This window comes from Gordonia sp. JH63 (assembly GCF_009856645.1).
GTDB lineage: Bacteria > Actinomycetota > Actinomycetes > Mycobacteriales > Mycobacteriaceae > Gordonia > Gordonia hongkongensis.
In genome coordinates this window covers 1,193,166-1,215,896 of sequence record NZ_CP047235.1, presented here as the reverse complement: position 1 = coordinate 1,215,896, position 22,731 = coordinate 1,193,166, and the positions used below count along the sequence as shown (strand labels likewise).

The following is a 22,731-nucleotide window of genomic DNA, read 5'->3' as shown; positions in this document are numbered from 1 at the left end:
TGGCTTCGACACGGCGCCTCGCTTCGCTCGGAGCCGGCTCAACCAGCGGGTAAGGGGGACTTCGACAAGCTCAGCCGGCGGAAGGGATGGCTCAGCCGGCGGAAGGGATGGCTCAGCCGGCGGAAGGGGTGGCTCAACCGGCTCAGAGCGGCGGGGTCGCCGACAGCCCGGCCGCGAGGCCCAGCGCCACGGCCATGATCGCCAGTTCGACGACAGCCGCGCGCACGGAGGCGGGCTCGCTGCTGCGATGCCGCTGCACGGCCGGTAGCCACCGCCGGCGGTGCCAGACTGCGAGACCCACGAGGATCGCGAGGACTGCGGCCTTGGCGAGCAGGATCCGGCCGTAACCGCTGCTCACCAGGTTCGCCGGACCGTCGACCTCGATCAGGCCGGAGATCAGGCCGGTCACCGTGAGGACCCCGACGGCCCAGGGCGCGCGGCCGGAGAAGACCGGCAGACTGCGCGCCCACCCCGACCGGCCGCGCACCGAGAGCAGCATCGCCGCGAGCAGTCCGCACCACCAGGCCGCGGCCAGCGCGTGGGCACCGATGAGGAACGGCCCCCACGAGTCGTTGCCGGCGTGCCCGGCGATCGAGGTGGCCAGCACCCCGATCGCCGCGAGCGCTCCGACCACGAGCACAGGGATCTCGATCCCCGTCAGCAGGTCCAGCACCACCCACGCGAGGATCAGGACCCCGGCCACCAGCGCGACCATCTCGGGCGCACCCGAGAACAGCACGTCGCCGAAGTCGCCGGCTTTCACGTCGAGCACCTCGACACCCGCCCGATCGGCGGTCCGCACCCAGGCGCTGACCAGCACGGCCAATACCCACACCCCGGCCAGCAGGCCGATCACCCGGGTCGAGGGCTCGGCGTCGACCGTCGGGAGCGCCCCCAGACCGAGCAGCGTCACGGAGACGCCGAGCGCGAGTGTCGTGGGCACGGCGACCAGATCCGGACCGTCGGGACGGGCGAGCAACCAGCTCACCACGAGACCGCCGGCCAGGGTCATCGCGAGGATCAACCCGTTGCGGACGGTCATCAGGTGTCAGCGCCGCGTCGAGGGTCGCCGGCTCAGCCAGAACACGACACCGAGTCCGGCGATCAGGACGACGGCGGCGCCGGCGATGAACCACCACACCGGGATTCCCTCGTCCGACGACGCATCGACCGCTTCGATCGCCGGGCCGGGTTCACCGTTGCCGGCGACCGCGAGCTCGAACGTGCGCTGTCCGCTGATGACGTGCCCATCGGCCGAGGTCACCCGGTAGTTGACGACGTACTCACCGGCCGGGCCGAGTTCGCGCACCCCGACACGCAGGTTGGGGCCGTCGACCGTCGGGTCGCCGTTCTGCCAGTAGTGGTCGTCGGGTCCGACGACGTTGAGCACCGCGTACGACGACTGGATCGGCTCGTTGAAGGTCAGCGTCACCGTCTGCGGACCGGTCTGCAGCGTCGCCCCCTCGGCGGGGTCGGAGGAGACCAGCCGCGAGTGCGCCGACGCCGGGGCGGCCGCCCACGATCCGACGAGCCCGAGACACAGCAGCGTCGCGAGGACCAGGACGACGCGTCGAACCGGCGCGCGACGGTCAGGCATCGCCGCCGCCACGACCATTGCGACGCAGGGCTGTCAGCGCCGCGACGCCGATGACCGCGCCGAGGGTGCCGACCACCAGGCCGATCCCGCCGAGCCAGCGCGCGGCGGAGTCCTCAGACGATGCCGACGACTCGGAGGTGTCCGATGCGTCGGCGGTGCCCGTCGTCGAGGCGGCGTGCGAGCCGCCGTGATGCCCGTCGCCCGTGGCCGGGGGCAGGGTCAGCGTCGGTGCGGGCAGCTCCGGCTCGGAGCCGTCGTCGGGGGTCGGCTGACTCCAGTCGGCGGTCTCACCGTCGGCGTAGGTCTGGAGCGCGGGGAGTTCGACGGTCTCCTGCTCGGGGAACGGTCCGCCGGAGAACCGGAACTGGCCGAACTGCCCGACCGGCACCCCCGGTGATCCCGGATCGGCGGTCCAGGTGATCTCGGTGACCTTGTCGTCCTTCTTGGTGACGACGGACTTCCAGCCGGGCATCACCTCCGGGCGGGCTGAGGTCAGCCCGGGCAGCGTCACCCGCAGCGCGGTCGTGGCGGCGGCGTCGGACTCGTTGGGGACGACGAAGGTGACGACGCCGTACCCGCCCTGGGTGACCGTCGGCGCGTTGGCGGTGACGTGCGCCGACGCGGCACCCGCACCCGCGAAGGAGGCGAGGCCGACGAGGGCGACGGCGGTGGCGGGTGCGGTGATGCGGCGGGCGATCGTCGCCCGCGGGGAACTGAGCTTCATGGATTGTGTCTTTCGATGTGTCGGGACCGGTCCTCGTACACGCGCACGTCGACCCCACACCGTTCTGGTCTGGGGCCCGGGCGCGTCAGGAGGCAGCCGGTGGTCCGCGAACACCGGTGCCGCACAACGCAGGTGCGGCAAGAACACAAGGCGGCGTCCAGAACACCGGAGCGGCCGGATGTGCCGCGAGGGCGACCGGCGGCACCAGCGATCGGATCACCGAGCCGATCGACGCCAGGAGATGGGCACCGGCGACGATTCCGACCGCGCTGAGCGGGATCGCCACCAGGTGGGTGAGGAGCATCGGCAGCGTCGAGGCGTCGTGGGCGGCGTGCCCGGCGTCGAGCGCGAGAGCCCAGTGACTCGCCGCCTGCGCCGCGGACAGGACCAGCGTGGTCGACGCCGCCGCCGTCGTGAGCCGTCCCCGGCGCGGCGCGAGCAGCATCGCCGCGACCACGCCGATCGCGGCGCTCAGCAGGACGCCCGACGAACTCGGCATCGCCCCACTCGCCGCACCGTGCGCGGCGACCGCGACCGCGGGGACCACACCGGCCGCAGCGACGCGCGCGAACGCGTCGGACGGTCGGGCGGTGTGGGACATGGGGCTCATCCTAGATCGGGCTGGTCGAACCACGACCACGGTGTCGCCGGGCGATGACAGAATCGACCCCATGTCGGATGCAACCCTCGGTGTGGAGGTTCGTGAACTGTCGTCGCCCGACGAGCTCGAGGACCTCCTGCGGATCTTCGACGACGTGTGGCGGCCCGATCCGACGAACCGGCCCGTGGGGACCGACATGCTGCGGGCGCTCAGTCACGCCGGCAACTACGTGGCCGGCGCCTTCATCGGCGACCACCTCGCGGGCGGAAGCGTGGCGTTCTTCGGCGCACCGGTCGGCGAGACCCTGCACAGCCACATCACCGGGGTCACCCGCCGCGGCCGCGGCCATCAGGTGGGTCATGCGCTGAAGATGCACCAGCGTCGCTGGGCGTTGGAGCGCGGACTGTCGACGATCACCTGGACCTTCGATCCCCTGGTCGCCCGGAACGCCTACTTCAACCTCGCGAAGCTCGGTGCGAAGCCCGTGCACTACTACGAGGATTTCTACGGCGAACTCGGTGACGAGCTGGGCGGCGATGCCGACTCCGACCGGGTGTTGGTGGCGTGGGACCTGAAGTCCGCCGCGCCGTCGTTGCCGGACGGGTCGTCGAGGTCGGAGGGATCGGTGGAGTCGGTGGACGAGGCGCTCGCCGGTGGCGCCGTGTCGGTCATCGACGTCGACCGGCCATCCCATCCCGTCGCGCACCACGAGCGCATCACCCCGGATGCCGGCGCCGTTGTCGAGGTTCCGCGTGACGTCGAGTCGATGCGGGTCAGCGCGCCACTCGACGCCGCGCGGTGGCGGATTGCGCTGCGAGATGCGTTGTCGCCATTGCTCGTCGAGGGAGACGCGCGTCGGTCGGTCCGGTTCCTGCGGTCGGGACACTATGTGTTCGGACCGGCCGGTTCGGGGGCGCGGTGACAGAAGTGGCGGGTCCGCTGGAGCTGGCCCCCGCAGACTGGCACGGCTATCCGCACACGCTCGCCGACGTGTTGCCGGCGGTGGCGGGTGCACTCGGGGTTCCGTCCGAGGGTGCGGGACCCGTTGTCCCGCCGAGTGAGTCGGTGGTTCTGCTGCTCATCGACGGCTTGGGCGCGACCCTGCTGGACGACTATGCCGAGCATGCCCCGACGCTCAGGGAACTGACCTCGACGACGCTGCGGGCCGGGTTTCCGGCGACGACCGCGACCAGCATCCTGAGCCTGACGGGCGGGACGTCGTGCGGAGTGCACGGGATCATCGGGTACAGCTTCCGCCCGGGTGACGAATGCCGGACGCGCGGGTCACGACGAGTGCTCAACGCGCTGCGCTGGACGCTCGACGACGCCTCCGGACCGTCGGCGTTGATGACCTATCCCCCGGCCCTCGTACGTACCGAGCGCGGGAGTCTCGAAGAGCTCGCCGCAGAGGGTGTCCGGGTCACCTATGTGATGCCCGGCGAGTTCCGCGGAACCGGCCTGACGATGGCGGCCTTTCGCGCGTCGGGACAGTTCCTGCCCGCCGTGACGCCCGACGGCATCCGCGACGCCGTGCTGACCACCCTGCGGCGTCGGAGTCGGAATCGGCGTTTCGTGTATGCCTACTACAGCGAACTCGACATGGCGGGCCACATCCACGGCCAGGGGTCGGCGGAGTGGCTGGAGAAGCTGCGCATCGTCGAACGGCTGGTCGCCGACCTCGCCTCCGAACTGGGCGATGGCGCAACACTTCTCGTCACCGGTGACCACGGGATGATCACCGCCGACCGGGCGATCGACATCGACACCGCCCCCGCCCTGCTCGACGGCGTCGACGCGGTGGCCGGCGAGGCGCGGGTCCGGCACGTCTATGCGACACCGGGATCGGCCGACGACGTGCTGAGCGGTTGGGCGTCGTATCTCGGCGACGCCGCGCACGTGGTCTCGCGCGAGCAGACCATCGACGAAGAGTGGTTCGGACCGATCGTCAGTGACGCTGTGGCACAACGCATCGGCGACGTCGTCGCGGTGGCCCGTGGCGCCACCACCCTCACCCGCAGCAAGCGCGAGACGATGGAGTCGATGATGCTCGGCCACCACGGCGCCTGGACCACCGCAGAACAACTCGTGCCGCTCATCGTGGCCCGGGCTGCTTCCTGAGGCGCAAGCCCCAGCGACGGTTGACGACCCAGCGTGCCGCCCCGCGGAGGCGACTTTGAACAGTTCGTCGCCCTCAGCATGACCGAAGGGCATAGTGCCCTTCGATCGTGCTGAGAGGGACGAACTTTTCGGCTACACCGATCACTACGACGCTTGCCTTCCCGACTCAAACGACTAACCTGAGACATTGACATCCTCCTTTTGTGGTTGGGATAACCAAGCCCCTACGACCACATCAGGAGGATGTCCCAGTTACCAGCCCTTCTACTGCTCCTTGAGGAGCGAGCTTGCGAGCGTCCACCTCTGCTCCCTGAGCCTGGATATTTCACTGATGTTGCTGGTGTTCGGCGTGTGATACGCGAAAGTGCCTGTCTGCCTTGTGATTATTGATTCACCACAAACAAATAGTCACAAGAAGAAAGGCACCTCGCAGGTGAAGAATAACGTGTATCCCGAGTTGATGGTGGACCCTACGCGCACTGAGTCGGTGCTGACGACCTCGGGCGGGGTGTTGCTGACGAAAACCGTGCAGGTCTCGGGCCTGGGAGCCGAGCTGACCGCGGCGATGGCGCCGTGGCGGACCGCGGCGACGGTCCATGATCCGGCCAAGATCGTGCTGGATCTGGCGCTCACCTTGGCGACCGGTGGTGACTGTGTGGCCGATGTGGCCACAGTCCGGGCTCAGCCACAGTTGTACGGGCAGGTGGCCTCTGATCCGACGATTTCGCGGGTGATCAGCAGGCTGGCTACCGATGTCGAGGCGGTCAGTACCGCGATCAGCGCGGCTCGCGCCGCGGCGCGGGAGCGGGTGTGGGGCATTGCCCGCCCGTTGGAGGGCACTGCGGGCAGCATCGATGGCGGGCTGGTGATCGTTGATCTCGATGCCACGACCGTGACCGCCGGCTCGGCCAAAGAACAGGCCCAGAAAACGTATAAGCGGGTGTTCGGGCATTCCCCGATGTGTTCGTTCGTCGACCACGGCGCCTTCGGCACCGGGGAAACACTGAACCTGGACCTGCGGCGTGGAGGTGCCTCACCCAAAGGTGCGGACATGCACATCGCGGCCCTCGAGGCGGCGTTGGCCCAGCTGCCCGCCGCTGAACGCGCCCAGGTGCTCATACGTACCGATTCGGCCGGGTGTGCCAAAAAGTTCCTGGCCCACCTGGCCGAGCAACGCCTGCAGTACTCGGTCGGGTTCACCATCTCCGAACTGGTCAAAGACGCATTGGACGTGCTGCCTGAGGCCGCCTGGGTGACCGCGATCAACACCGACGACGCCGATCCACGAGCTGATGCCCAGGTCGCCGAGATCACCGACCACATGCCGCGCTCGGTCCGTGACACCGAAACCGCCTACGAGCCCTGGCCACCCGGGATGCGGCTGATCGCGCGCCGCGAATATCCCCACAACGGAGCCCAACACCTCATCACCGACATCGAGGGCCGCCGCTACACCGTGTTCGCCACCAACACCCGCGGCCGCGGCTGGACACTGCCGATCCTGGAACTGCGTCACCGTCAACGTGCCCGCGCCGAAGACCGTATCCGCTGCCTCAAAGACACCGGCATGGCCAACCTACCGTTCGACTCATTCGCCAAAAACCAACTGTGGCTCGATATCGTCGCCCTGGCCTCCGACCTCATTGCCTGGACTCAAACCCTCGGCTACCACCGCCACGACCCCATCCGCCGCTGGGAACCCAAACGCTTGCGCCACCGCCTGTTCACCGTCGGCGGCAAGATCATCACCCACGCCCGCACCACCACCCTGCGACTACCCACCGACTGGCCCTACAACCACCACATACGCCACGGCTGGCAACGCCTCACCGCCTAACCAGCCCCTCGGTCACCGCGCCCCGTCACCGCCGCCCACCCCACCTCAGAACCCGAACAACCAGCGAACCCAACGCTGGCGATCCACCCTGCCCACACACCAGCACCAACCATCAAAAGGCGACACCGACAACCGATCGGCGAAACCCTACCCACCCGTGAAAGATTCAGGCTGAGGAGCGAGCTTGCGAGCGTCACGAAGGGTCTTGGTGAGTCTGGTTGCGAAGACCCTTCGTGACGCGCCCTCCGCAAGCTCCGGGCGCTCCTCAGGGAGCAAGGGGTAGGTCGTTCTTTCGGATAGGGGGAGCAGGGGTTGCGCTTCTTTCGTATCAGGGAGCAGTGGCCCAGCTCCCCCGTCGGGCTCGGGAGCAGGGGTTATGCGCTTCTTTCGGACCAGGGAGCGGTGGGGCACCTCAGGTTGGGGCGTCCTCCTCGTCGGTCACCAGGTCGAGGCGTACGCCCAGCAGGCGGACCGGGCGGTCGATGTCGAACTTGGTGAGCAGGTCGGCGACCACCGACTCGAGTTCGGGGAAGTCGAGGCTGGGCGCGGGGAGCTTCCTCGACTTGGTGCGGGTGTAGAACGTGGTGGTGCGGACGGTCACCGCGACCCGGAACGGCAGGCGTTCTTCGCCGACCACCTGATCGAGCAACTCGCGCAGGAGGTCCGCGGCGGCGGTGCGCATCTCGGTGGCGTCGCTGAGGTCCGTCGCGAACGTGCGGGACTTGGAATGCGAACGCGCCAGCCAGGGTTCGGCGGTGATCGTCGAATCACCGCCGCCGCGGCAGAGGACGTACAGCCAATTGCCCTGGTGCGGACCGAAGGTGGCGATCAAGTCGTCGCGCGCAGTGGCGATCAGCTCGGTCACCGTAGTGATCCCAGTGGCAGCGAGCTTTGCCGACGTCTTCGGCCCGACGCTCCACAGGTCGCGGGTGGGCCGCTCCCCCATCAGCTCCAGCCAGTTGCGGTCGTCGAGCACGAACACGCGCGGCGCGTCGACACCGCTTCGCGCGCCGCCGGGCGGACGCTTGGCGAATCCGGTGGCCATCTTGGCGCGCTGCTTGTTGTCGCTGATCCCGACGCAGCTCGTGAGCCCGCACCGGTCGAGGATCTCCGAACGGATCCGTTCGGCCAGGTCGACGATGGCCGCGTCGTCGAAGGGGTCGACCTCCGCCCCGCGCGCGCTCACCCCGAGGTACGCCTCGTCCCAGCCCCAGACCTCGACCGGGTGACCGGTGGCCCGCAGGACCTCCATGACCTCGGCGGACGCCGCGTCGTAGGCGCCCATGTCGAGCGGCAGATACACCGCGTCGGGCAGCTTGCGGTGCGCCGCCCGCAACGGCATCCCCGCACGGACACCCACGTCGCGCGCCTCATACGACGCGCAGGTGACCACTTTGCGCGCCTCGGTCGGATCGCCGTTGCCGCCGACGATCACCGGCACCCCGACCAGTTCGGGGGCCCGCAACCGCTCGACCGCGACCTGGAACTGGTCGAGATCGACGTGCAGGAGCCACCGATAACGCTGCGAAACCGACGTGGTCACGACGCCCAGAGTAATCGCCGCGCGCCCGGTGGCCGATCAGATCAGCCGGCGATACAGATGTCGACCTCGCCCAGACCCATCGACCGGCACGAGGTGCGCAACGAGTGCGGGTTGTACCGCAGCACGGAGAGGGAACGGTCGGTCACGCCGCCGGCGTCGGCGAACGCGGCACTCGCAGCGGTGATGTGAGCGGCCAGCTCCGCACGGGTGGCCGGGTCGGACATCGCCACGGCGTGGGTCAGCACCTTCTCCAGGAGTGCGCGATCCCGATGCAGCGGCGGGGGCATGAGATTGAGTGCGGGCGAAGCGGTCCCACAGTTCGTCGGGTCGGTCAGCGCGTGCGCCGCGGCGAGCAGGTACGCGACGGCGACCGGCGCCGGACGCCGACCGTCGTGGCCGGCGGCGCGGTACGCCCGCACCGCCTTCGACGTCTCGACGTCCGTGGCGATCGGATCACCATCGGGACCACCGAGACCCAGGACGGCCAGCGCCTCGTCGTGCGGCGACGAGACCTGTTCGGCAGCAACGGCTTCGGTTCGCATCAGCCGAAGCCGCGCGATGATCGCCCGGTGCCGGTGCACCGCCGCGTCGACCTCACGCATCAGATCCGGAGTCACCCCGAAGTCTGCGGCACTCTCGGCCAGCGCCGCGTACCCGGTCAGGACGATCGACTCCTCGATGTCGATCGCCTCGCCGATCGCCGACGACGTGAGAAACGTGCGCGCACCGCGTCTCGATGCGCCCACAGACAAAACGCTGGTCAACGTCAACCCCTCCACTCAGACCACGACCATCGACGACCTGCCGAACCATGACGATCGTGGACACCGACGAGGAGCGAGATCCCGCCCCTCGAGTCGACCCCCTACGCCCCGGCACCCCCCACACGATGTCGGCCATCGGCGCAGTGCGAGGATACGCTGAGCTAGGATCGTTTGTGAGTCGAATGACTGAACACGCCGGTGCTGCGCCCGTTTCGGGACCAAAGGCCCTGTCCCGGCGAGCCCCCGGCAACGACCATGTAAGGGGCGACAGGCATCAGGAGGGGGACATGCTGCGATTCCTCGCCCGCGAACTCCACTGCTGGCGTGTGATGCACGCATCGTCGAATGGCCTGGTCCGCCGCGCCGACCGCCTGGAAACCGCGACACTCGTGATGTTGTGGATCGCAGCACTCGCCGGGCTCATGGTCGCCCTGACCGTCGGGGGCAACACCTATGCGGCGCACAAGGCGACGATCGAGCACCAGGGACCCCGACATTCAGTCAGCGCCACCATCATTCGCACGTCCGTCGAGGGCATCGGGGAACCACGCATCGGTGCATCGAGTGCCGGCGTCCCGGGCGTCGGTGTTCCGAGCGCCGACGTGCCGAGCGTCGACGTGCCGAACGACAGCGGCCAGAACACCACCGACCACACCACCGTGGCGTGGCGGGACCCGAACGGTCACCGACTCACGGCGACCGTCGGGGCCGAGCCGCTCGACGCCGTCGGCCGGGTCCGAACCGTCTGGCTCGACGACACCGGTGCGGTGGTGGGCCCGCCCGTGACCACGACCGACGCCGTGATGGAGGGCCTGATCGCCGGTGCCGGGGTGGTGATGCTCGACGTGCTCGTCTGGTGGGGCTCGACCGTGCTCGTGCGCCTCGTCGCCGATCGGCACCGGTCACGAGAGTGGGACGCCGCGTGGCGTCAGTTCGACATCGACAGCCACCCCTGACCGACGACCTGCGCGGCGGCGTGCGGGTCAGCCGCTGACGACCGCCCAGATGACGAACGCCACCCAGGCCACGGCGCCCAGGATGTTGATGACGAGCGCCGTCGTGGTGAGGGCATCGCGACGGCCACCGGCACGCGTGATGCCCACGACCGTGAGTACCAGGCCGACGATCGTGCCCAGGCACAGCGGAAACCCGAGGATTCCCACGATGAGTCCCGCCAGCCCGAACGCATTCACCTTCCCCGATTCCGGAATCGGTTGCGCCGAACCGGGTTGCGAGATGTGGGCAGGTGGGGCAACGGGCTGGGGGGCGAGGGCTTGCGGGGCGAGGGGTTGCGGGACGGGCCGCGCCGGTACCGCGGATGTGCCGGCGGGCATCCGGTGCAGCTGCGGCCACTGGTCCGGCCGCAGGTCCACCGGTCCGACCGCCGCGAACACCGCACCCGGCTGGACGGCGGCGCCCGACCGCAGGTCGAGGCCGTGCACCGTGCCCGCGACCGGCGCGTCGATCGTCACCCGTCCGGCCGGGGAATCGACGGTCGCCAGCGGTTCTCCCGCCCGTACGGGCTGGCCGCTGCGCACCGAGACGGCGGCGATCACCGATCCACTCGGCAACGCGGGGAACGCGATACGACGACCCGACGTGTCGACCCCCGGGCCCACGGTCCGCCGCGGATCGGTCTCGCGCCCGGCGTCGAACCCATTGGCCTCGGCTCCCGGGACGACGTTGGTCGAGCGGAGGAGCCCACCCTGCGCGACGACGACCTTCGGGTCGCCGATCCGGGCGACGCGGCCGACCGACGACAGCGCGGACTGCAACATCGGGATGCTGCTGGTCCCGCCCGTGACGTAGACGATGACCGGCCCGCCCGGACCGGTGCCCGCGGCGTCGGCCCGGGCGATCGCGTCCCGGGTCAGCTCGACGGCCCGCTCCACGAACGATCCGATCATCGCCTCGAACTCGCGTCGCGTCAGCAGCAGCGTGTGCCGGGTGCCGGGGAGTTCGATGACGGCCTGCGCGGTGTCGGACAGCGCTTCCTTCGCCGTCCGCACCCGATCGGCCAAGGCGATCGCGGCGGCCGGGGCCCGGAGTCGGCTCGGGAGGTCAGGGTCGAGTTCGGCGGCCTCGTCGTGCACCCAACGGATCATCCGGGCGTCGAGGTCCCGGCCGCCGAGGTGATTGTCGCCGCCCGAGCCGGTGACGGTGAAGCCCTCGGCGCCGTCGCGGACGAGGACCGCCACGTCGCACGTGCCGGCGCCGAAATCGAAGACACACATCCGTTCGCCACCACTGACGTCATGTCCGCGGTACACGTAGTACCAAGCGGCAGCGAGTGATTCGGAGGCGACACGCAGTGCGTCGGCGGGGATGCCGGCCCGCTGCGCCGCGCGCCGGAGGACGTTCTTGCGTCGCTCGCTCCAGCGGTCCGGATGGGTCAGCACGATCGAGTCGAACATCGGCAGTCCGCTGTGGCGCAACGCGGTCTGGTGCACGTGCCGCAGCACGGCGGCGATCAGATCCTCGACCGGCCAGAACCGGTCGCCGAGTTCGATCTCGCCGTCGTCGATACGCGACTTCGGGGTGTCCTCGAAGGCGTCGGGTGCCTGCAATCGCCGCTGCACCGCGTCGTGACCCACCACGACGGTCGCGTCAGCCGCGAACACCGCCGACGGCATCGCGGGTCCACCAGGGCCGAGCGGCACGATGACCGGCTCGCCGAACCCGACCCGGTACGCGGCCGCGGTGTTGCTGGTGCCGAAGTCGATACACAGTCGCCGCCTGCTCTCCTGCGCCACGTGGCCACCTCCTCAGGTGCAGATCGTTACACATGACAGCGGGTTTCATCCGGCGGGCGCTCGAAGTACCCGGGCGATCGACTTGCGCACGTTGTCGACCGCGATGATCTGGTTCCGGAGATCCTGCGCGATCTTCTCCCGCTCCGCCGCCGACTTCTTGGCATCGGCCGCGGCGTCGTTCAGGATCTTCGTCGACTCCGCGAGGAGCCGCTCGAGCAGTTCGTCGTAGGCGATCTGCAGGTCACCGCTGGCCTGCGCCTTGATCGACTGCAGCTGCGACCGGACGTCGGCCTTCATGTCGGCGACCGCCTTCGTCAGCCACTTGCGATGATTCTCCTTGCCGACCTTCGACGCCCGGAACCCGACGACGACGCCCGCCCACACCGGCACCGCCACCACGTTGACCACCGGGATGATCGCCAGCGGGCCGCCGGCGGCGACGATGGAGAGCAGGATCGGGTCGACCATGTTCTTCCACGGCGAGATCTTCTCCTGCTCACGGAGCTTGAGCTCGCCCGCGCTGCCGGCGATCTGCCCGACCAGCTCGTCGGAGATGGCGGCATCGGCGAACAGTGCGTCGGCGATCCGCTCGATCCCGGCCACGAACGAGGCGCTCACCTCACGCGCGGCGGCCTCGAGGTCGACGGTCATCTGTGCGATCAGTTCCTGGCCCGCCCGATGCGGTTCGTAGAAGCGCAACTTGTCGATGCGCGTCGACCACTGGCCCAGCAGTGTGTCGAAACGGTCCCGCATGAGGTCGTCGGTCTGCAGCGACGCCGCGGTGATGTCCTGCGTGAGTCGCGCCCGCCATTCCCGACGACGATCCTTGAGGCGCTGGAGCCGGTCGCGTTCGGCTTCGATGTCGGCTCGTTCGGCGGGAGTCGCGGTGGCGGCCTTCATCTCCAGGACCAGGCGCGTGCGGACGTCGTCGAGCCCGGCGAATGTCAGCTGCAGCGCGTTGCGCACCGGCGACGCGGCCCCGTCGCGGACCAGTGGGGTCAGCGCGTCGACGAGTTCGGGAACGCCCGACGCCGCGAGGGCCCGTTCGCGACGGTCGGGGTCGCCGATCGCCGCGGCCTGGGCGGCGATGCGGTTGGAGACGCCGATGATCGGGATGTGCGCGAAGCGAGGTGCGTTGGCGCCGATCAGCTTTCGGTTCTCGGCGACGATCGTCCGCCACTGCCGCATCACGAGGTCGGTCTTGGTGACCACCAGCACCACCGAGGCGACCTCCTCGCTGACACTGCGCAGGAAGTCGAGTTCGGGCGCGCTGAGCGGTGCGGTCGCGTCGCACACCATCACCAGCACCGACGCGCCGCGAGCCGCGCTGACCGCGGCCTCGACGTGTTCGGGGACCAGCGACCCGACGCCCGGTGTGTCGACGACGGTGACGCCGGGCAGCACCGTGGCGTCGACCCCCACCCGGGCCGAGACCGGCGGTACGAGAACGGAATCGATGGGCGTGCCAGGCGCGAGGCGTTCTGCCGGCACCCCGGCCGCGTGGCGTCCGCCGACGGTCACCCAGTCGGACAGTTCGGTCGCCGGGATGCGGTGGGCGGCACCGGGGAACTCGACGAGCGCGGTGCCGGCGGGCAGGTCGTCGGAGGCAGGGGTGAACCGGACGTACACCGAGGTGGTGATCTCGGCGTCGACGGGCGCGAGGTCGCCGACCCCGAGAAGCGTGTTGACCAGCGAGCTCTTGCCCCGGCTGACCTCGCCGATGACGACCACGGTCCCCTGCGGTGCCGGTCGGTCGCGGACGCGGGTCGCGCGGTCGGCGATGGCGTCCTCGCCGTGCTTGCGCAATGCGTCGATCGCCGAGCGCAGGACCGCCTCCGGCGTCGGCGTCGCACTCTTCGCCGGGACCTTCTCGAGTCCCTTGGCCCCAGCCCCGGACATGGCGGCGGGTTCGCTGGAAGTCATTGTCTGCTCTCCTCGTTCACCCTGCGCTCCTCGTCGACCATGACGTCAGTTGACCCAGAGTCCGCGCCTGACCAGCTGATAGGTCTGCTCGAGCACCAGCAACGCCTCCCGTTCGGCCGACGTCGCCGCGAAGGCCCGCCGCGACCGGCAGTCGGTGGCCCGCTGCCGCGCGGCGTCCGCGATCGCCGGTGGTGCGGCATTCGGCGGCAACGACAACAGCACGCGCACATCGCGACTCGCGACGACGACGTTGAGCTCGCCGACGAGTTCACTGTCGGGCTGCCACCGGGCGAGGGCCTCGAGCGCGGCGATCTCGCGCAGCCGGTGCAGCGCCGGGGACGTCTCGGCCTCGTCGATCGCCTCCAGGAAGACGTCGCGTCGCGGACTGCGGTAGGCCGACTCGCGCAGCGCGGCCAGCACCGTGCGCGCCTTGAGGATGTCGCCGACGGCCAGGAATCGTCGGCCGATGGCCAGCCGCAACTCGTCGATACCCGAAACCCGGTGCAGCCATTCGCTGTACGCCCGTGCACCTTGCCGCGCGATCTCACCCCCGGCGTCCATCGCATAGGTGCCCACGAGTTGCTCGAGCCGGCCCAGTTCGTCGACGTCGATCCCCGGCGGCGCGGGCATCCCGCCGTCGAGGATGGTCAACAGCTCCCAGGACTCGAGCTGTCCGCGGCGCGAGATCTGGGCGGTCTCACGTTCGGTGACCCCGCAGACGCCCGCCTCGGCCATCAGCCCGGACACGGCGACCACGGCGCCCGCGATCGCCGGGAAGCGTCGCCAGACCCGGCGAGCGATCTCCTGCGCCTTGAGCATCGGGTTGTCGGCGGCGATGAGGTCGGCCTGGGAGATCACCAGGATGGTGTTCTGCGCCGACGCACCGGCGTCGGCGAGGAAGGCGACCTCGTCAGCCTTCGGTCCCGCGGCGTCGTCGAGCAGGAAGAGGACGACGTCCGGCCGGGCCAGCCTGCTCTGGCCACCGAACACCCGCCGGGTCGCGATCTCGGCGGTGTCGGTGAAACCCGAGAGGCCGGGGGTGTCGATGACCCGGAAGCGCTCGCGCAGCAACCGGGACGGGGTGTGGACGATCGCATGGTCGATCTCCTCCGGTGGCCGGCCGAGGTCGCCGCGCATGGGTCCGGGGAGTTCGGTGACCGTGCCGTCGAGTCCGATGACCTCGACCCGCTGCGGGTTGCCCTCGGTGTAGAGGGCGGCGACGCGGGTGCACTCGGCGCGGTCGGTCGGGGCGACGCGGTCCCCGACGAGGGCGTTGAGCAGCGTCGACTTGCCGGAGCTGACGCGTCCGACGAGCGCGACGGTCAGCGGTTCGGCGAGTCGGGCCCGCAGGGCGGGAATCGTCGCCGGGTCCGGCGCCAGCAGGCCCACCTCGTCGAGCAACTGCTCCACGCGACCACGCACGGTCATGCGCTGTTCCACGAGATCTGACCTCCCGAGACTTCTTCCGATCCGGCGGGAACATTCCGGGCTCGGCGACACTCCTAGGTACGTGCCGAGAATTGTCCATCACTCCTCGGCGCCCGGCAGTCGACCGGATGACAGAGATACCTGCGGAGGCGAACGACCATGACCGACGACCTTGACGATGACAGCGGCTCCGGGGAGAGCGGCTTCGACGACTGGCTGCGCGACACCGACCCGCCCGGCGAGCTGAGCGTGCCCGAGGGCGCGTGGGAGACAGCCGTCGGAACCGCGTTCGACCCGTCGTATGAACTCGACACCGACCTGACCGCCGCACCCGGGCCGGATCCGGCGGACGAGGAGTTCGACGGCGAGGTGTCTGCGGAATCCGGTTTCGGGGATAACGATCCGATCGGTGGTGACTTCGGGGACACCATCGACGACGTCTTCGGCGACGACGGGGATCCGGTCGTCGATCCAGTGGAAGACGGGACATTCGATGACGACTTCTGAGCTGCGCGGCACCGAAAGTCGCGATGTGCTGCCATGGTCGGGGCACGGCCCTACGATGAGCGGGTGCAGTCGTTGATCGACGAATCCACCTCTGGCGCGGACCTCCTCGAACGCGCCCGCTCCGGCGATCAGGCGGCCTTCACCACGCTCGTCGAACAACATCGAGACCGGCTGTGGGCCATCTGTTTACGCATCACCGGCAATCAGCACGACGCCGAGGACGCCATGCAGGACGCGCTCGTCGCCGCATGGCGGGCCATCGGCAACTTCCGTGGCGACGCGCAACTGTCGACCTGGCTGTACCGCATCGGGTCCAATGCCGCGCTCGCCCGGATCCGCAAACGCACCGACGCCGACGACATCGCCGACCACGACCCGATGAGCCATCTGGACGTCGCGGCGCAGGTCGTCGTGTCCGACCGGATCGCCGAAGCGTTGGCGCAGGTCCCAGACGCCTACCGGGCGACCTTCGTGCTGCGCGTCTACGGCGAGCTCAGCTACTCCGAGATCGCCGAGGCCCAGGGCATCGGCCTGCAGACCGTGCGCAGTCGCATCTCGCGCGCGCGGTCCCTCCTGTCGGAGTTGCTCGCCGATCTCCGGTGACGCGGGGGTACTCCCCGCGAATGATCCCGACGCGACTTCGAGGCCGTGGGGAACAAACCGGGGCAGACTCACCTCCAAGTAACCAGAACCACTTCACAACTCCCCGGCACCACCGCGCCGAACCCCGAAAGGACCCACCATGAGCACCGAGATCCCCGCCGACGCCGTTCTCGTCGACACCGATGGCGACGGAGCCGTCGACGCCGCACTCACCGACGTCGACGGTGACGGCACCACCGACGCCATCCTCGACACCGACGGCGACGGCCAGGCCGACTCCATCGCCTACGACACCAACGCCGACGGCGAGATCGACATCATCGAAGCCGACACCGACGCCGACGGCCTCACCGACATCGCCGTCGCCGACACCGACGGCGACGGCACCTTCGACACCGCCGTCGACGACGAAGGCAACGTCGAGGTCGGCGACTTCGGCAGCATCGACGGCGGCGACGCCGTCTGAGTTCGACGTTTCCGTAGCCCGGAGCCGCGCTGAGCGAGGCTCCGGGCTATAAAGCTGTGTGGGAACGATCGGCGGAATCGAGTTCGCGGTACCGGTCTGGGCGACGGCGACCGCGCTGGTACTGGTGCTGGTGGTCGCGTGGGTGTTCGGCGTCGTCGCCAGGTGGTTGCTGCGCCGACGCGCCCGCCTCGACGCGACGACGGCGATGGTGCTGTCGATCCTCGGCACCGCGCTCGGCCTCTACATCGCCGGCCTCGTCGACAAACACCTCCGGGTGTGGAGCGTGACGACGGTCGTGTTGGGACTGATCAGTTCGGTCGTGGCGGTGGGCGCGTACGGCCTGCTCGCGGCGCGGCTGCAACGGCAATCGAATGCCCCTGTCGCGCAACTGCTCTCCGACGGCGAATCGGATCGGCTCGAGTTCAAGTCGACCGCCCGGGTCAACCTGCGCAGCGGCGAGAAAGACCCGCGGATGGAGCAGGTGATCGTCAAGACGGTGTCGGCGTTTCTCAATTCCGACGGCGGCACCCTGCTCATCGGTGTCGCCGACGACGGCACCCCACTCGGTCTCGAACCCGACTTCGCGACGCTGAAGGTGCCCGACGCCGACCGTTTCGAACTGTGGCTGCGCGATCTGCTGACCACGACCCTCGGCCAGAACACCGCGGCGGCCGTCGGTATCACCGTCGAATCGGTCGCGCGGCCCGACGGATCGGGGGACGTCCCGGTCTGCCGGGTGACGTGCTCACCGTCCCCGCGACCGGTCTACCTGCGGGCCGGGAAGAGCGCCCCGCCCGAGTTCTGGGTGCGCGCGGGAAACTCCACCCGCCAACTCTCCGTCGACGCGGCCGCCGACTACGTCATGCACCGGTGGCCGCTCGGCGCCGGGCGGGCGATCGCGGCCCAGGTGCGCGCCGCCATCCGGTTCTCGGCGGGGTGAGCCGAAGTCTCGTCCCCATGAGCGACCTCGAAGGGCACATTGCCCTCCCACGACACCCACGGGGACGACACTTTCCACACCCGGCCCGACGAAGCCTAGGAACCGGCCCGTCGCGACTGGCCACGCCCAAAGCCGGCACGACTACCGCCTGTGACCACCCCGGAGCCACCCAGATCCGCACCACGGTCCGGTTCTCGGCGGGGTGAGTCAAAGTCTCGTCCCCATGAGCGACCTCGAAGGGCATATTGCCCTCCCACGACTCTCACGGGGACAACACTTTCCACACCCGGCCCGATCTGACGAAACCACCGACCGGTTCCGTGCGTCAAAGCAGGTGTGACTTCGGATTGTGGCGTGTACTCGCTGAGAGAACTGACCGCGATGGGCTGGGCGCCCGATGCCATTGCGCAGGCGCGCAAGGCCGAGACCCTGACGTCGCTCCGATACGGCTGGGTGCGGACGTCCGCGGCGGACCCCCACGTCGTGTCCGCGGTGACGGCCGGAGGTGCGCTGTCCTGCATCAGCGCGCTGCGGTTCCATCAGCGGCGCGGCCTGCCGGATCTTTGGATACCGCCGGGCCACAACGAGACCCACGTTCGTCTCAGCAAACACGCGAAGTCCGCCACGAAGCCCAGCGGCCCGTTCCGGTGGTGCCAGGGCTTCGGCCGCCCGCTCCCCGTGACGACGGCCGTCGACCCGATCGCCGTGGCGGTCGGCTGCGCCGCACGGTGCCTTCCGGCCGAGGAGTGGATAGCGGTGGTCGACTCGGTCCTCAACGCCACCGACTTGACCATCCCGGACCTCCAGGCCGAGATGGGTCGTGTAACCCGTGCGGTCTCGGCGATGTTCGACCGATGTGATGCCCGTTCGCAATCCGGCACCGAGTCGCTCGTCCGGCTCCGGCTCATCGCCGCGGGATTCGACGTGGAGGTGCAACCGTCGATCGGCGACCGCGAACACGCTGATCTCCGCACGGGTTCGTTGCTCATCGAGTGCGACGGCGAGTCGTACCACTCCGACCGAGCCGCATTCCGCAACGACCGTCGGCGGGACCGGATGACCATGCTCGACCGCTGGATGACGATGCGCCTCACCTACGACGACGTGCTGTACGACTGGGAGGAGGTCCTCGAGGAGATCCGCGCGCTGACACGCCCCGACCGGCACCGCATCCGCCGACGGGGCGACCCTTCGTGACGGCCCTCCGCCAGCTCCGGGCGCTCCTCAGCTCAGGGAGCAGGGGGCAGGGCGTTCTTTCGGATTAGGAGACTGCTGAAATAGTCGGTGTCGTTTCGGTGTGGGGTGAGCGGGTTTGCCTGGTGGGCTGGGATCCTGGTGGGTATGCAGGGTGAGCCGGATCGTCAGGGTGAGTTTCTGGATGTGAACTCGGTCGTCGGGCATTTGCTGGCCGAGGGCAGTGTGTTCGCGTTTTTGGCTGCTCATCGCGAGCAGTTGTTTCCTGCGGAGATGTTCGCGGACCTGTTTCCCAGCGGCCGGGGCCGTCCGTCGATCCCGCCGGCCACGATGGCGTCGGTGATCGTGCTGCAAACGCTGCAGGGTTTGTCCGATCGCGAAGCCGCTGATGCGGTCACTTTCGATCTGCGGTGGAAAGCGGCGTGTGGATTCGTGTTGGGTAACAAAGGTTTTCATCCGTCGACTCTGACGTACTGGCGTCGGCGACTGGCAGCCAGCGATCGGCCGCACCGCATTTTCGAGGTGGTACGCGAGGTCATCACCACCACCGGGGTGCTCGCGGGTAAGAGTCGTCGAGCGCTGGATTCGACGATCTTCGATGACGCGGTGGCCCGCCAGGACGCCATCACCCAGGTGATCGCGGCGATCCGGCGGGTCGCCCGAGAGGTCGACGGTGGTGCGGTGGTGGTCGAGCAGCACGCGACTCGTCTGGCCGCGTTGACCGGCGGCGGCTATGACCGGCCCGGCAAGCCGCGGATCGCCTGGGATGATGAGTGTGCTCAACAGGACCTGATCAGCGCCCTTGTCGAAGATGGGTTGGCCGTGCTCGACGGTCTGGACCTCGAGGCCATCGACAAGGAACCGAGTAACCAGGCCCAGGCGCAGGCGGTGGCATTGCTGGCATTGGTGACCGGCCAGGATGTGGAACCGGCACCAGGTTCTGATGGCACCGACGGACGCTGGCGCATCGCGCCCCGGACCGCCCCGGACTGGGTGATCTCCACCGTCGATACCGACACCCGGCACGCCCACAAAACCCGGGCACGCCAGCAGGACGGGTTCAAGGGCCACATCGTCAATGAACCGGAGACCGGGTTGGTCACCGCGATCGAGATGACCAAAGCCGCTGGTCCGGACACTTCCGACGGAGCAGTCGGGGCACGGTTGTTGCTGAGCGATCCGACCGTCGCCGACGACGCCGACGATCGTGAGGTGCTGGGTGATTCAGCGTATGCCTCCGGTGACATGCTGGCCACGCTGGCGCGGACACGATGGAACGCGGTGATCAAACCCAAGCCACACATGCCGGCGGTTGCTGGTGGTTTCGTCGTCGACGATTTCACCTTCGACGCCGACTCGAACACATTGACCTGCCCCAACAACCTGACCCGACCGGTCAGCGCGAAAGGCCACGTCACCTACGGTGCGGCCTGCCAAGACTGCCCACTTCGGGCACGGTGCACCACCGCGGTTCGTGGACGCAAAATCAGTTTCGGCGAACACCACCAACTCCAGCGCGAACACCGACAACACTTCTCTGACAACACTATTGCCGACACCTACCGCCAGCATCGACCCATGGTCGAACGGACGATTGCCTGGCTCACCCGCGGTAACCGGCGGGTGCCCTACCGTGGAATCGAACGCAACAACAACTGGCTGCACCACCGCGCCGCCGCGATCAACCTACGCCGCCTGATCACCCTCGGACTGACTACCACCAACGGCACCTTGAACCGTCCTGGGTCTGGTGGAGACCGTGATCTCACCAGGAGAATGCCGGTATGGGTGCACTGAGGAAGTTTGATCCAGAGACGCGTGAGCGGGCTGTGAGGATGTATCACGACCACCTCGCCGAGCATGGCGGCGGAAAGCTCGCCGCCCGGAAACACGTGGGCGCATTGCTCGATATCAACCAGGCGACGTTGCGGAACTGGATCGAGAAGGACCGGCCGATCGTGACTGCGCGGGGAACGATGACGGTGGGCGAGCAGGACGCCGAGTTGGCGGCGCTTCGCAAGGAGAACGCTGAATTGCGAAGGGCCAATGAGATTTTGAAGACAGCGTCGGCGTTTTTCGCCGCGGCGGAGGTCGACCGCCGACTGCGGTGATCGTTGATTACATCGACGCTCACAAGGGTCGGTTCGGGGTCGCCCCGATCTGCCGAGTGCTCACTGAGCACGGCGTGCAGATCGCCCCGTCCACCTACTACGCCCGCACGCAAGCGGGTCCGGTCTCGGTGACACGATTGGCCGAGGCGTACGACGCTCACGCGGTCTACCAGGCGTTTCATCGCAATCGTGGCGTGTACGGCGTCCGCAAAATCTGGCGCACGATGCGCCGCGAGGGCCGTGAGATGGGCCGTGATCAGGTGGGCCGACTGATGGGGATCTGCGGGATCGCCGGAGTCACCCGCGGAAAACATCGCACGATCACGACCCAGCGCGATGATCGCGCGCCGCGGCATCCTGATCTGGTGGAGCGCAAGTGGTCATTGCCGGCCAGGCCAGATCAGTGGTGGGTGGCTGATTTCACCTACTGCTGGACCCTGGCAGGGTTCGTTTACACCGCGTTTCTCGTCGATGTGTACTCGCGTCGAATCCTCGGGTGGCGGGTGATGACGAGCAAGTCGACACCGTTGGTGACCAGCGTTCTCGAACAGGCCTTGTTCACCCGACGTAGAACCGACTTCTCGTTCACTGCAACAGGTTTGATTCATCACAGCGATGCCGGAAGTCAGTACACAGCGCTGGCGTTCACCGAAGCATTACGCGACTCCGGCTTGGCCGGATCGATCGGGTCGGTCGGCGATGCACTCGACAATGCGTTGATGGAATCAGCCATCGGGTTGTACAAGACCGAACTGATCGAGCGCCAGCGATCGTGGACCGGGCGCGCAGAAGTCGAGCGCGAGACCGCCGCCTGGGTGCACTGGTACAACACCGAGCGGCTGCACTCATCGATCGGCTACTGCCCGCCCATTGAGTACGAGAGGCGCTACCGTGAGACAGCCACCTCCGAGATGGCGGTGGCCTAAACGAGGTCTCCATCCGATCCAGGACGGTTCACCTGGACACTGGCCACCGCCTGAACCGCGGCACCGCCGCCCCACCTAGATCGATCACCACGACCACACCCCGGAACCGACACATCCCCGCAGCAGGAACCTCAACCCAGGCTGGACCCTAATTCAGCAGGCTCTTAGGGAGCAGAGGGAGGGCATCGCTTGCACCCCACACAGCAGCGGTTCTGAGGTTCTTTCGGATGCGGGCGAACGTCTCCGAATAAGGACCGTAACTGTCTGCATGCCCTGAGAAGCTGGTGTCACACCACAACCCCAGGAGGAACCGTGAACTGGACACTCGAACTCGTCATCCTGCCGGTCAGCGACGTCGACCGGGCGCGAGACTTCTACTCCAAGATCAGATTCAACGTCGACCACGATCACGTCGTGTCCGACGAGATCCGGTTTGTCCAGATGACCCCGCCCGGGTCGGCGTGTTCCATCGCCTTCGGCAAGGGACTCACCGACGCGGAACCAGGATCGGTGAAGGGTCTGCAGGTCGTCGTCACCGACATCAACGAGGCCCGCGAGCAGCTGCTCGCGGCCGGCGTCGACCCCGGCGAGATCGACGAACAGGCGTGGGGCCACTTCGTGTACTTCGACGATCCGGACGGCAACCACTGGTCGGTGCAGTACATGCCGTACCGCCAGAACTGAGCCCAGGTGGCT

Annotated in this window: 21 protein-coding genes and 1 other annotated feature; of the genes, 12 read left to right on the top strand and 9 right to left on the bottom strand. The window is 68.5% G+C overall.

The genetic code is table 11. The features are described 5' to 3' along the window. Nucleotides 1-142: 142 nt before the first annotated feature. The 4 genes from GR168_RS05470 to GR168_RS05455 all read right to left on the bottom strand — a co-directional run bounded on the left by GR168_RS05470 (nucleotide 143) and on the right by GR168_RS05455 (nucleotide 2,922). Nucleotides 143-1,042, bottom strand: a complete 900-nt coding sequence (locus GR168_RS05470; RefSeq protein WP_159370237.1) for a CopD family protein — start codon at nucleotides 1,040-1,042, stop codon at nucleotides 143-145. 6 nt (nucleotides 1,043-1,048) lie between these two features. Beyond that, nucleotides 1,049-1,597 (bottom strand): copper resistance CopC family protein, encoded by a 549-nt coding sequence (locus tag GR168_RS05465; protein WP_137809793.1) that lies wholly within the window; start codon nucleotides 1,595-1,597, stop codon nucleotides 1,049-1,051. Then, the gene (locus GR168_RS05460; protein WP_159370236.1) at nucleotides 1,590-2,321 is read right to left on the bottom strand and encodes a YcnI family protein; all 732 of its coding nucleotides are present in this window, start codon (nucleotides 2,319-2,321) and stop codon (nucleotides 1,590-1,592) included. The genes GR168_RS05465 and GR168_RS05460 overlap by 8 nt, the downstream gene beginning before the upstream one ends. 85 nt (nucleotides 2,322-2,406) lie before the next feature. Further along, the gene (locus GR168_RS05455; protein ID WP_159370235.1) at nucleotides 2,407-2,922 is read right to left on the bottom strand and encodes a YtxH domain-containing protein; all 516 of its coding nucleotides are present in this window, start codon (nucleotides 2,920-2,922) and stop codon (nucleotides 2,407-2,409) included. Nucleotides 2,923-2,992: 70 nt separating this feature from the next. Here GR168_RS05455 and GR168_RS05450 point away from each other — a divergent pair, with 70 nt between their 5' ends. From GR168_RS05450 to GR168_RS05440, 3 genes are all read left to right on the top strand, one after another. Next, nucleotides 2,993-3,844 (top strand): GNAT family N-acetyltransferase, encoded by an 852-nt coding sequence (locus tag GR168_RS05450; RefSeq protein WP_159370234.1) that lies wholly within the window; start codon nucleotides 2,993-2,995, stop codon nucleotides 3,842-3,844. Next, nucleotides 3,841-5,040, top strand: coding sequence for a nucleotide pyrophosphatase/phosphodiesterase family protein (locus tag GR168_RS05445; RefSeq protein ID WP_159370233.1), 1,200 nt, complete (start codon nucleotides 3,841-3,843; stop codon nucleotides 5,038-5,040). Before GR168_RS05450 ends, GR168_RS05445 begins: the two co-directional genes overlap by 4 nt. Before the next feature lie 460 nt (nucleotides 5,041-5,500). Beyond that, nucleotides 5,501-6,877 carry an IS1380 family transposase gene (locus tag GR168_RS05440; RefSeq protein ID WP_275892326.1) on the top strand — a complete coding sequence of 459 codons (1,377 nt, stop codon included), beginning with the start codon at nucleotides 5,501-5,503 and terminating at the stop codon, nucleotides 6,875-6,877. A 412-nt stretch (nucleotides 6,878-7,289) separates the two neighbouring features. Here GR168_RS05440 and GR168_RS05435 read toward each other — a convergent pair whose 3' ends face one another. Both GR168_RS05435 and GR168_RS05430 read right to left on the bottom strand, forming a co-directional pair. Then, nucleotides 7,290-8,420, bottom strand: a complete 1,131-nt coding sequence (locus tag GR168_RS05435) for a DNA polymerase IV (RefSeq protein ID WP_159370232.1) — start codon at nucleotides 8,418-8,420, stop codon at nucleotides 7,290-7,292. Between the two features lie 41 nt (nucleotides 8,421-8,461). Beyond that, on the bottom strand, nucleotides 8,462-9,166 hold the full coding sequence (locus tag GR168_RS05430) for a hypothetical protein (RefSeq protein WP_159370231.1): 705 nt from the start codon (nucleotides 9,164-9,166) through the stop codon (nucleotides 8,462-8,464). Between the two features lie 305 nt (nucleotides 9,167-9,471). Here GR168_RS05430 and GR168_RS05425 point away from each other — a divergent pair, with 305 nt between their 5' ends. Then, nucleotides 9,472-10,140, top strand: coding sequence for a hypothetical protein (locus GR168_RS05425; protein WP_159370230.1), 669 nt, complete (start codon nucleotides 9,472-9,474; stop codon nucleotides 10,138-10,140). Between the two features lie 27 nt (nucleotides 10,141-10,167). Here the strand turns inward: GR168_RS05425 and GR168_RS05420 are convergent, their stop codons facing one another. The 3 genes from GR168_RS05420 to GR168_RS05410 form a co-directional block, all read right to left on the bottom strand. Then, a complete protein-coding gene (locus tag GR168_RS05420) occupies nucleotides 10,168-11,937 on the bottom strand; it encodes an Hsp70 family protein (protein ID WP_159370229.1) in 1,770 nt (589 codons plus the stop codon). Nucleotides 11,938-11,982: 45 nt separating this feature from the next. Continuing rightward, a complete protein-coding gene (locus GR168_RS05415) occupies nucleotides 11,983-13,836 on the bottom strand; it encodes a dynamin family protein (protein ID WP_159371837.1) in 1,854 nt (617 codons plus the stop codon). Nucleotides 13,837-13,905: 69 nt separating this feature from the next. Then, entirely contained in the window at nucleotides 13,906-15,288 is a 1,383-nt protein-coding gene (locus GR168_RS05410; RefSeq protein WP_238995026.1) for a dynamin family protein, read from the bottom strand. Between the two features lie 159 nt (nucleotides 15,289-15,447). On the opposite strand from GR168_RS05410, the gene GR168_RS05405 reads away from it, so the two are divergent. From GR168_RS05405 to GR168_RS05370, 8 genes are all read left to right on the top strand, one after another. Next, nucleotides 15,448-15,795 carry a hypothetical protein gene (locus GR168_RS05405; RefSeq protein ID WP_159370227.1) on the top strand — a complete coding sequence of 116 codons (348 nt, stop codon included), beginning with the start codon at nucleotides 15,448-15,450 and terminating at the stop codon, nucleotides 15,793-15,795. A gap of 63 nt (nucleotides 15,796-15,858) precedes the next feature. After that, on the top strand, nucleotides 15,859-16,398 hold the full coding sequence (locus GR168_RS05400) for a sigma-70 family RNA polymerase sigma factor (protein ID WP_159370226.1): 540 nt from the start codon (nucleotides 15,859-15,861) through the stop codon (nucleotides 16,396-16,398). 139 nt (nucleotides 16,399-16,537) lie between these two features. Continuing rightward, nucleotides 16,538-16,864: a hypothetical protein gene (locus GR168_RS05395; protein ID WP_058251199.1), complete on the top strand. Its 327-nt coding sequence runs from the start codon at nucleotides 16,538-16,540 to the stop codon at nucleotides 16,862-16,864. A 58-nt stretch (nucleotides 16,865-16,922) separates the two neighbouring features. Beyond that, nucleotides 16,923-17,804: an ATP-binding protein gene (locus tag GR168_RS05390; RefSeq protein WP_159370225.1), complete on the top strand. Its 882-nt coding sequence runs from the start codon at nucleotides 16,923-16,925 to the stop codon at nucleotides 17,802-17,804. Nucleotides 17,805-18,140: 336 nt separating this feature from the next. Further along, complete coding sequence (locus tag GR168_RS05385) at nucleotides 18,141-19,001, top strand: hypothetical protein (RefSeq protein ID WP_058253898.1); 861 nt, start codon at nucleotides 18,141-18,143, stop codon at nucleotides 18,999-19,001. Between the two features lie 144 nt (nucleotides 19,002-19,145). Further along, the gene (locus tag GR168_RS05380) at nucleotides 19,146-20,795 is read left to right on the top strand and encodes an IS1182 family transposase (protein ID WP_238995078.1); all 1,650 of its coding nucleotides are present in this window, start codon (nucleotides 19,146-19,148) and stop codon (nucleotides 20,793-20,795) included. Next, nucleotides 20,783-22,035 (top strand): IS3 family transposase gene (locus GR168_RS05375; protein WP_159370224.1). Its coding sequence is split into 2 segments (ribosomal slippage): nucleotides 20,783-21,077 and nucleotides 21,077-22,035, totalling 1,254 coding nucleotides; the frame shifts between segments, so codons are not numbered across the junction. Before GR168_RS05380 ends, GR168_RS05375 begins: the two co-directional genes overlap by 13 nt. Beyond that, nucleotides 21,067-21,198, top strand: a sequence feature (AL1L pseudoknot). It overlaps the preceding gene by 132 nt. A 312-nt stretch (nucleotides 22,036-22,347) precedes the next feature. Further along, a complete protein-coding gene (locus tag GR168_RS05370) occupies nucleotides 22,348-22,719 on the top strand; it encodes a VOC family protein (RefSeq protein ID WP_159370223.1) in 372 nt (123 codons plus the stop codon). Nucleotides 22,720-22,731 lie beyond the last annotated feature (12 nt).

What these genes read in the sequence shown, in the direction of transcription:
- GR168_RS05380 (WP_238995078.1), top strand. Translation starts at nt 19,146, where the DNA reads ATGCAGGGTGAGCCGGATCGTCAGGGTGAGTTTCTGGATGTGAACTCG.
- GR168_RS05410 (WP_238995026.1), bottom strand. Translation starts at nt 15,288, where the DNA reads ATGACCGTGCGTGGTCGCGTGGAGCAGTTGCTCGACGAGGTGGGCCTG.
- GR168_RS05470 (WP_159370237.1), bottom strand. Translation starts at nt 1,042, where the DNA reads ATGACCGTCCGCAACGGGTTGATCCTCGCGATGACCCTGGCCGGCGGT.
- GR168_RS05455 (WP_159370235.1), bottom strand. Translation starts at nt 2,922, where the DNA reads ATGTCCCACACCGCCCGACCGTCCGACGCGTTCGCGCGCGTCGCTGCG.
- GR168_RS05465 (WP_137809793.1), bottom strand. Translation starts at nt 1,597, where the DNA reads ATGCCTGACCGTCGCGCGCCGGTTCGACGCGTCGTCCTGGTCCTCGCG.
- GR168_RS05450 (WP_159370234.1), top strand. Translation starts at nt 2,993, where the DNA reads ATGTCGGATGCAACCCTCGGTGTGGAGGTTCGTGAACTGTCGTCGCCC.
- GR168_RS05425 (WP_159370230.1), top strand. Translation starts at nt 9,472, where the DNA reads ATGCTGCGATTCCTCGCCCGCGAACTCCACTGCTGGCGTGTGATGCAC.
- GR168_RS05415 (WP_159371837.1), bottom strand. Translation starts at nt 13,836, where the DNA reads ATGTCCGGGGCTGGGGCCAAGGGACTCGAGAAGGTCCCGGCGAAGAGT.
- GR168_RS05440 (WP_275892326.1), top strand. Translation starts at nt 5,501, where the DNA reads ATGGTGGACCCTACGCGCACTGAGTCGGTGCTGACGACCTCGGGCGGG.
- GR168_RS05405 (WP_159370227.1), top strand. Translation starts at nt 15,448, where the DNA reads ATGACCGACGACCTTGACGATGACAGCGGCTCCGGGGAGAGCGGCTTC.
- GR168_RS05460 (WP_159370236.1), bottom strand. Translation starts at nt 2,321, where the DNA reads ATGAAGCTCAGTTCCCCGCGGGCGACGATCGCCCGCCGCATCACCGCA.
- GR168_RS05395 (WP_058251199.1), top strand. Translation starts at nt 16,538, where the DNA reads ATGAGCACCGAGATCCCCGCCGACGCCGTTCTCGTCGACACCGATGGC.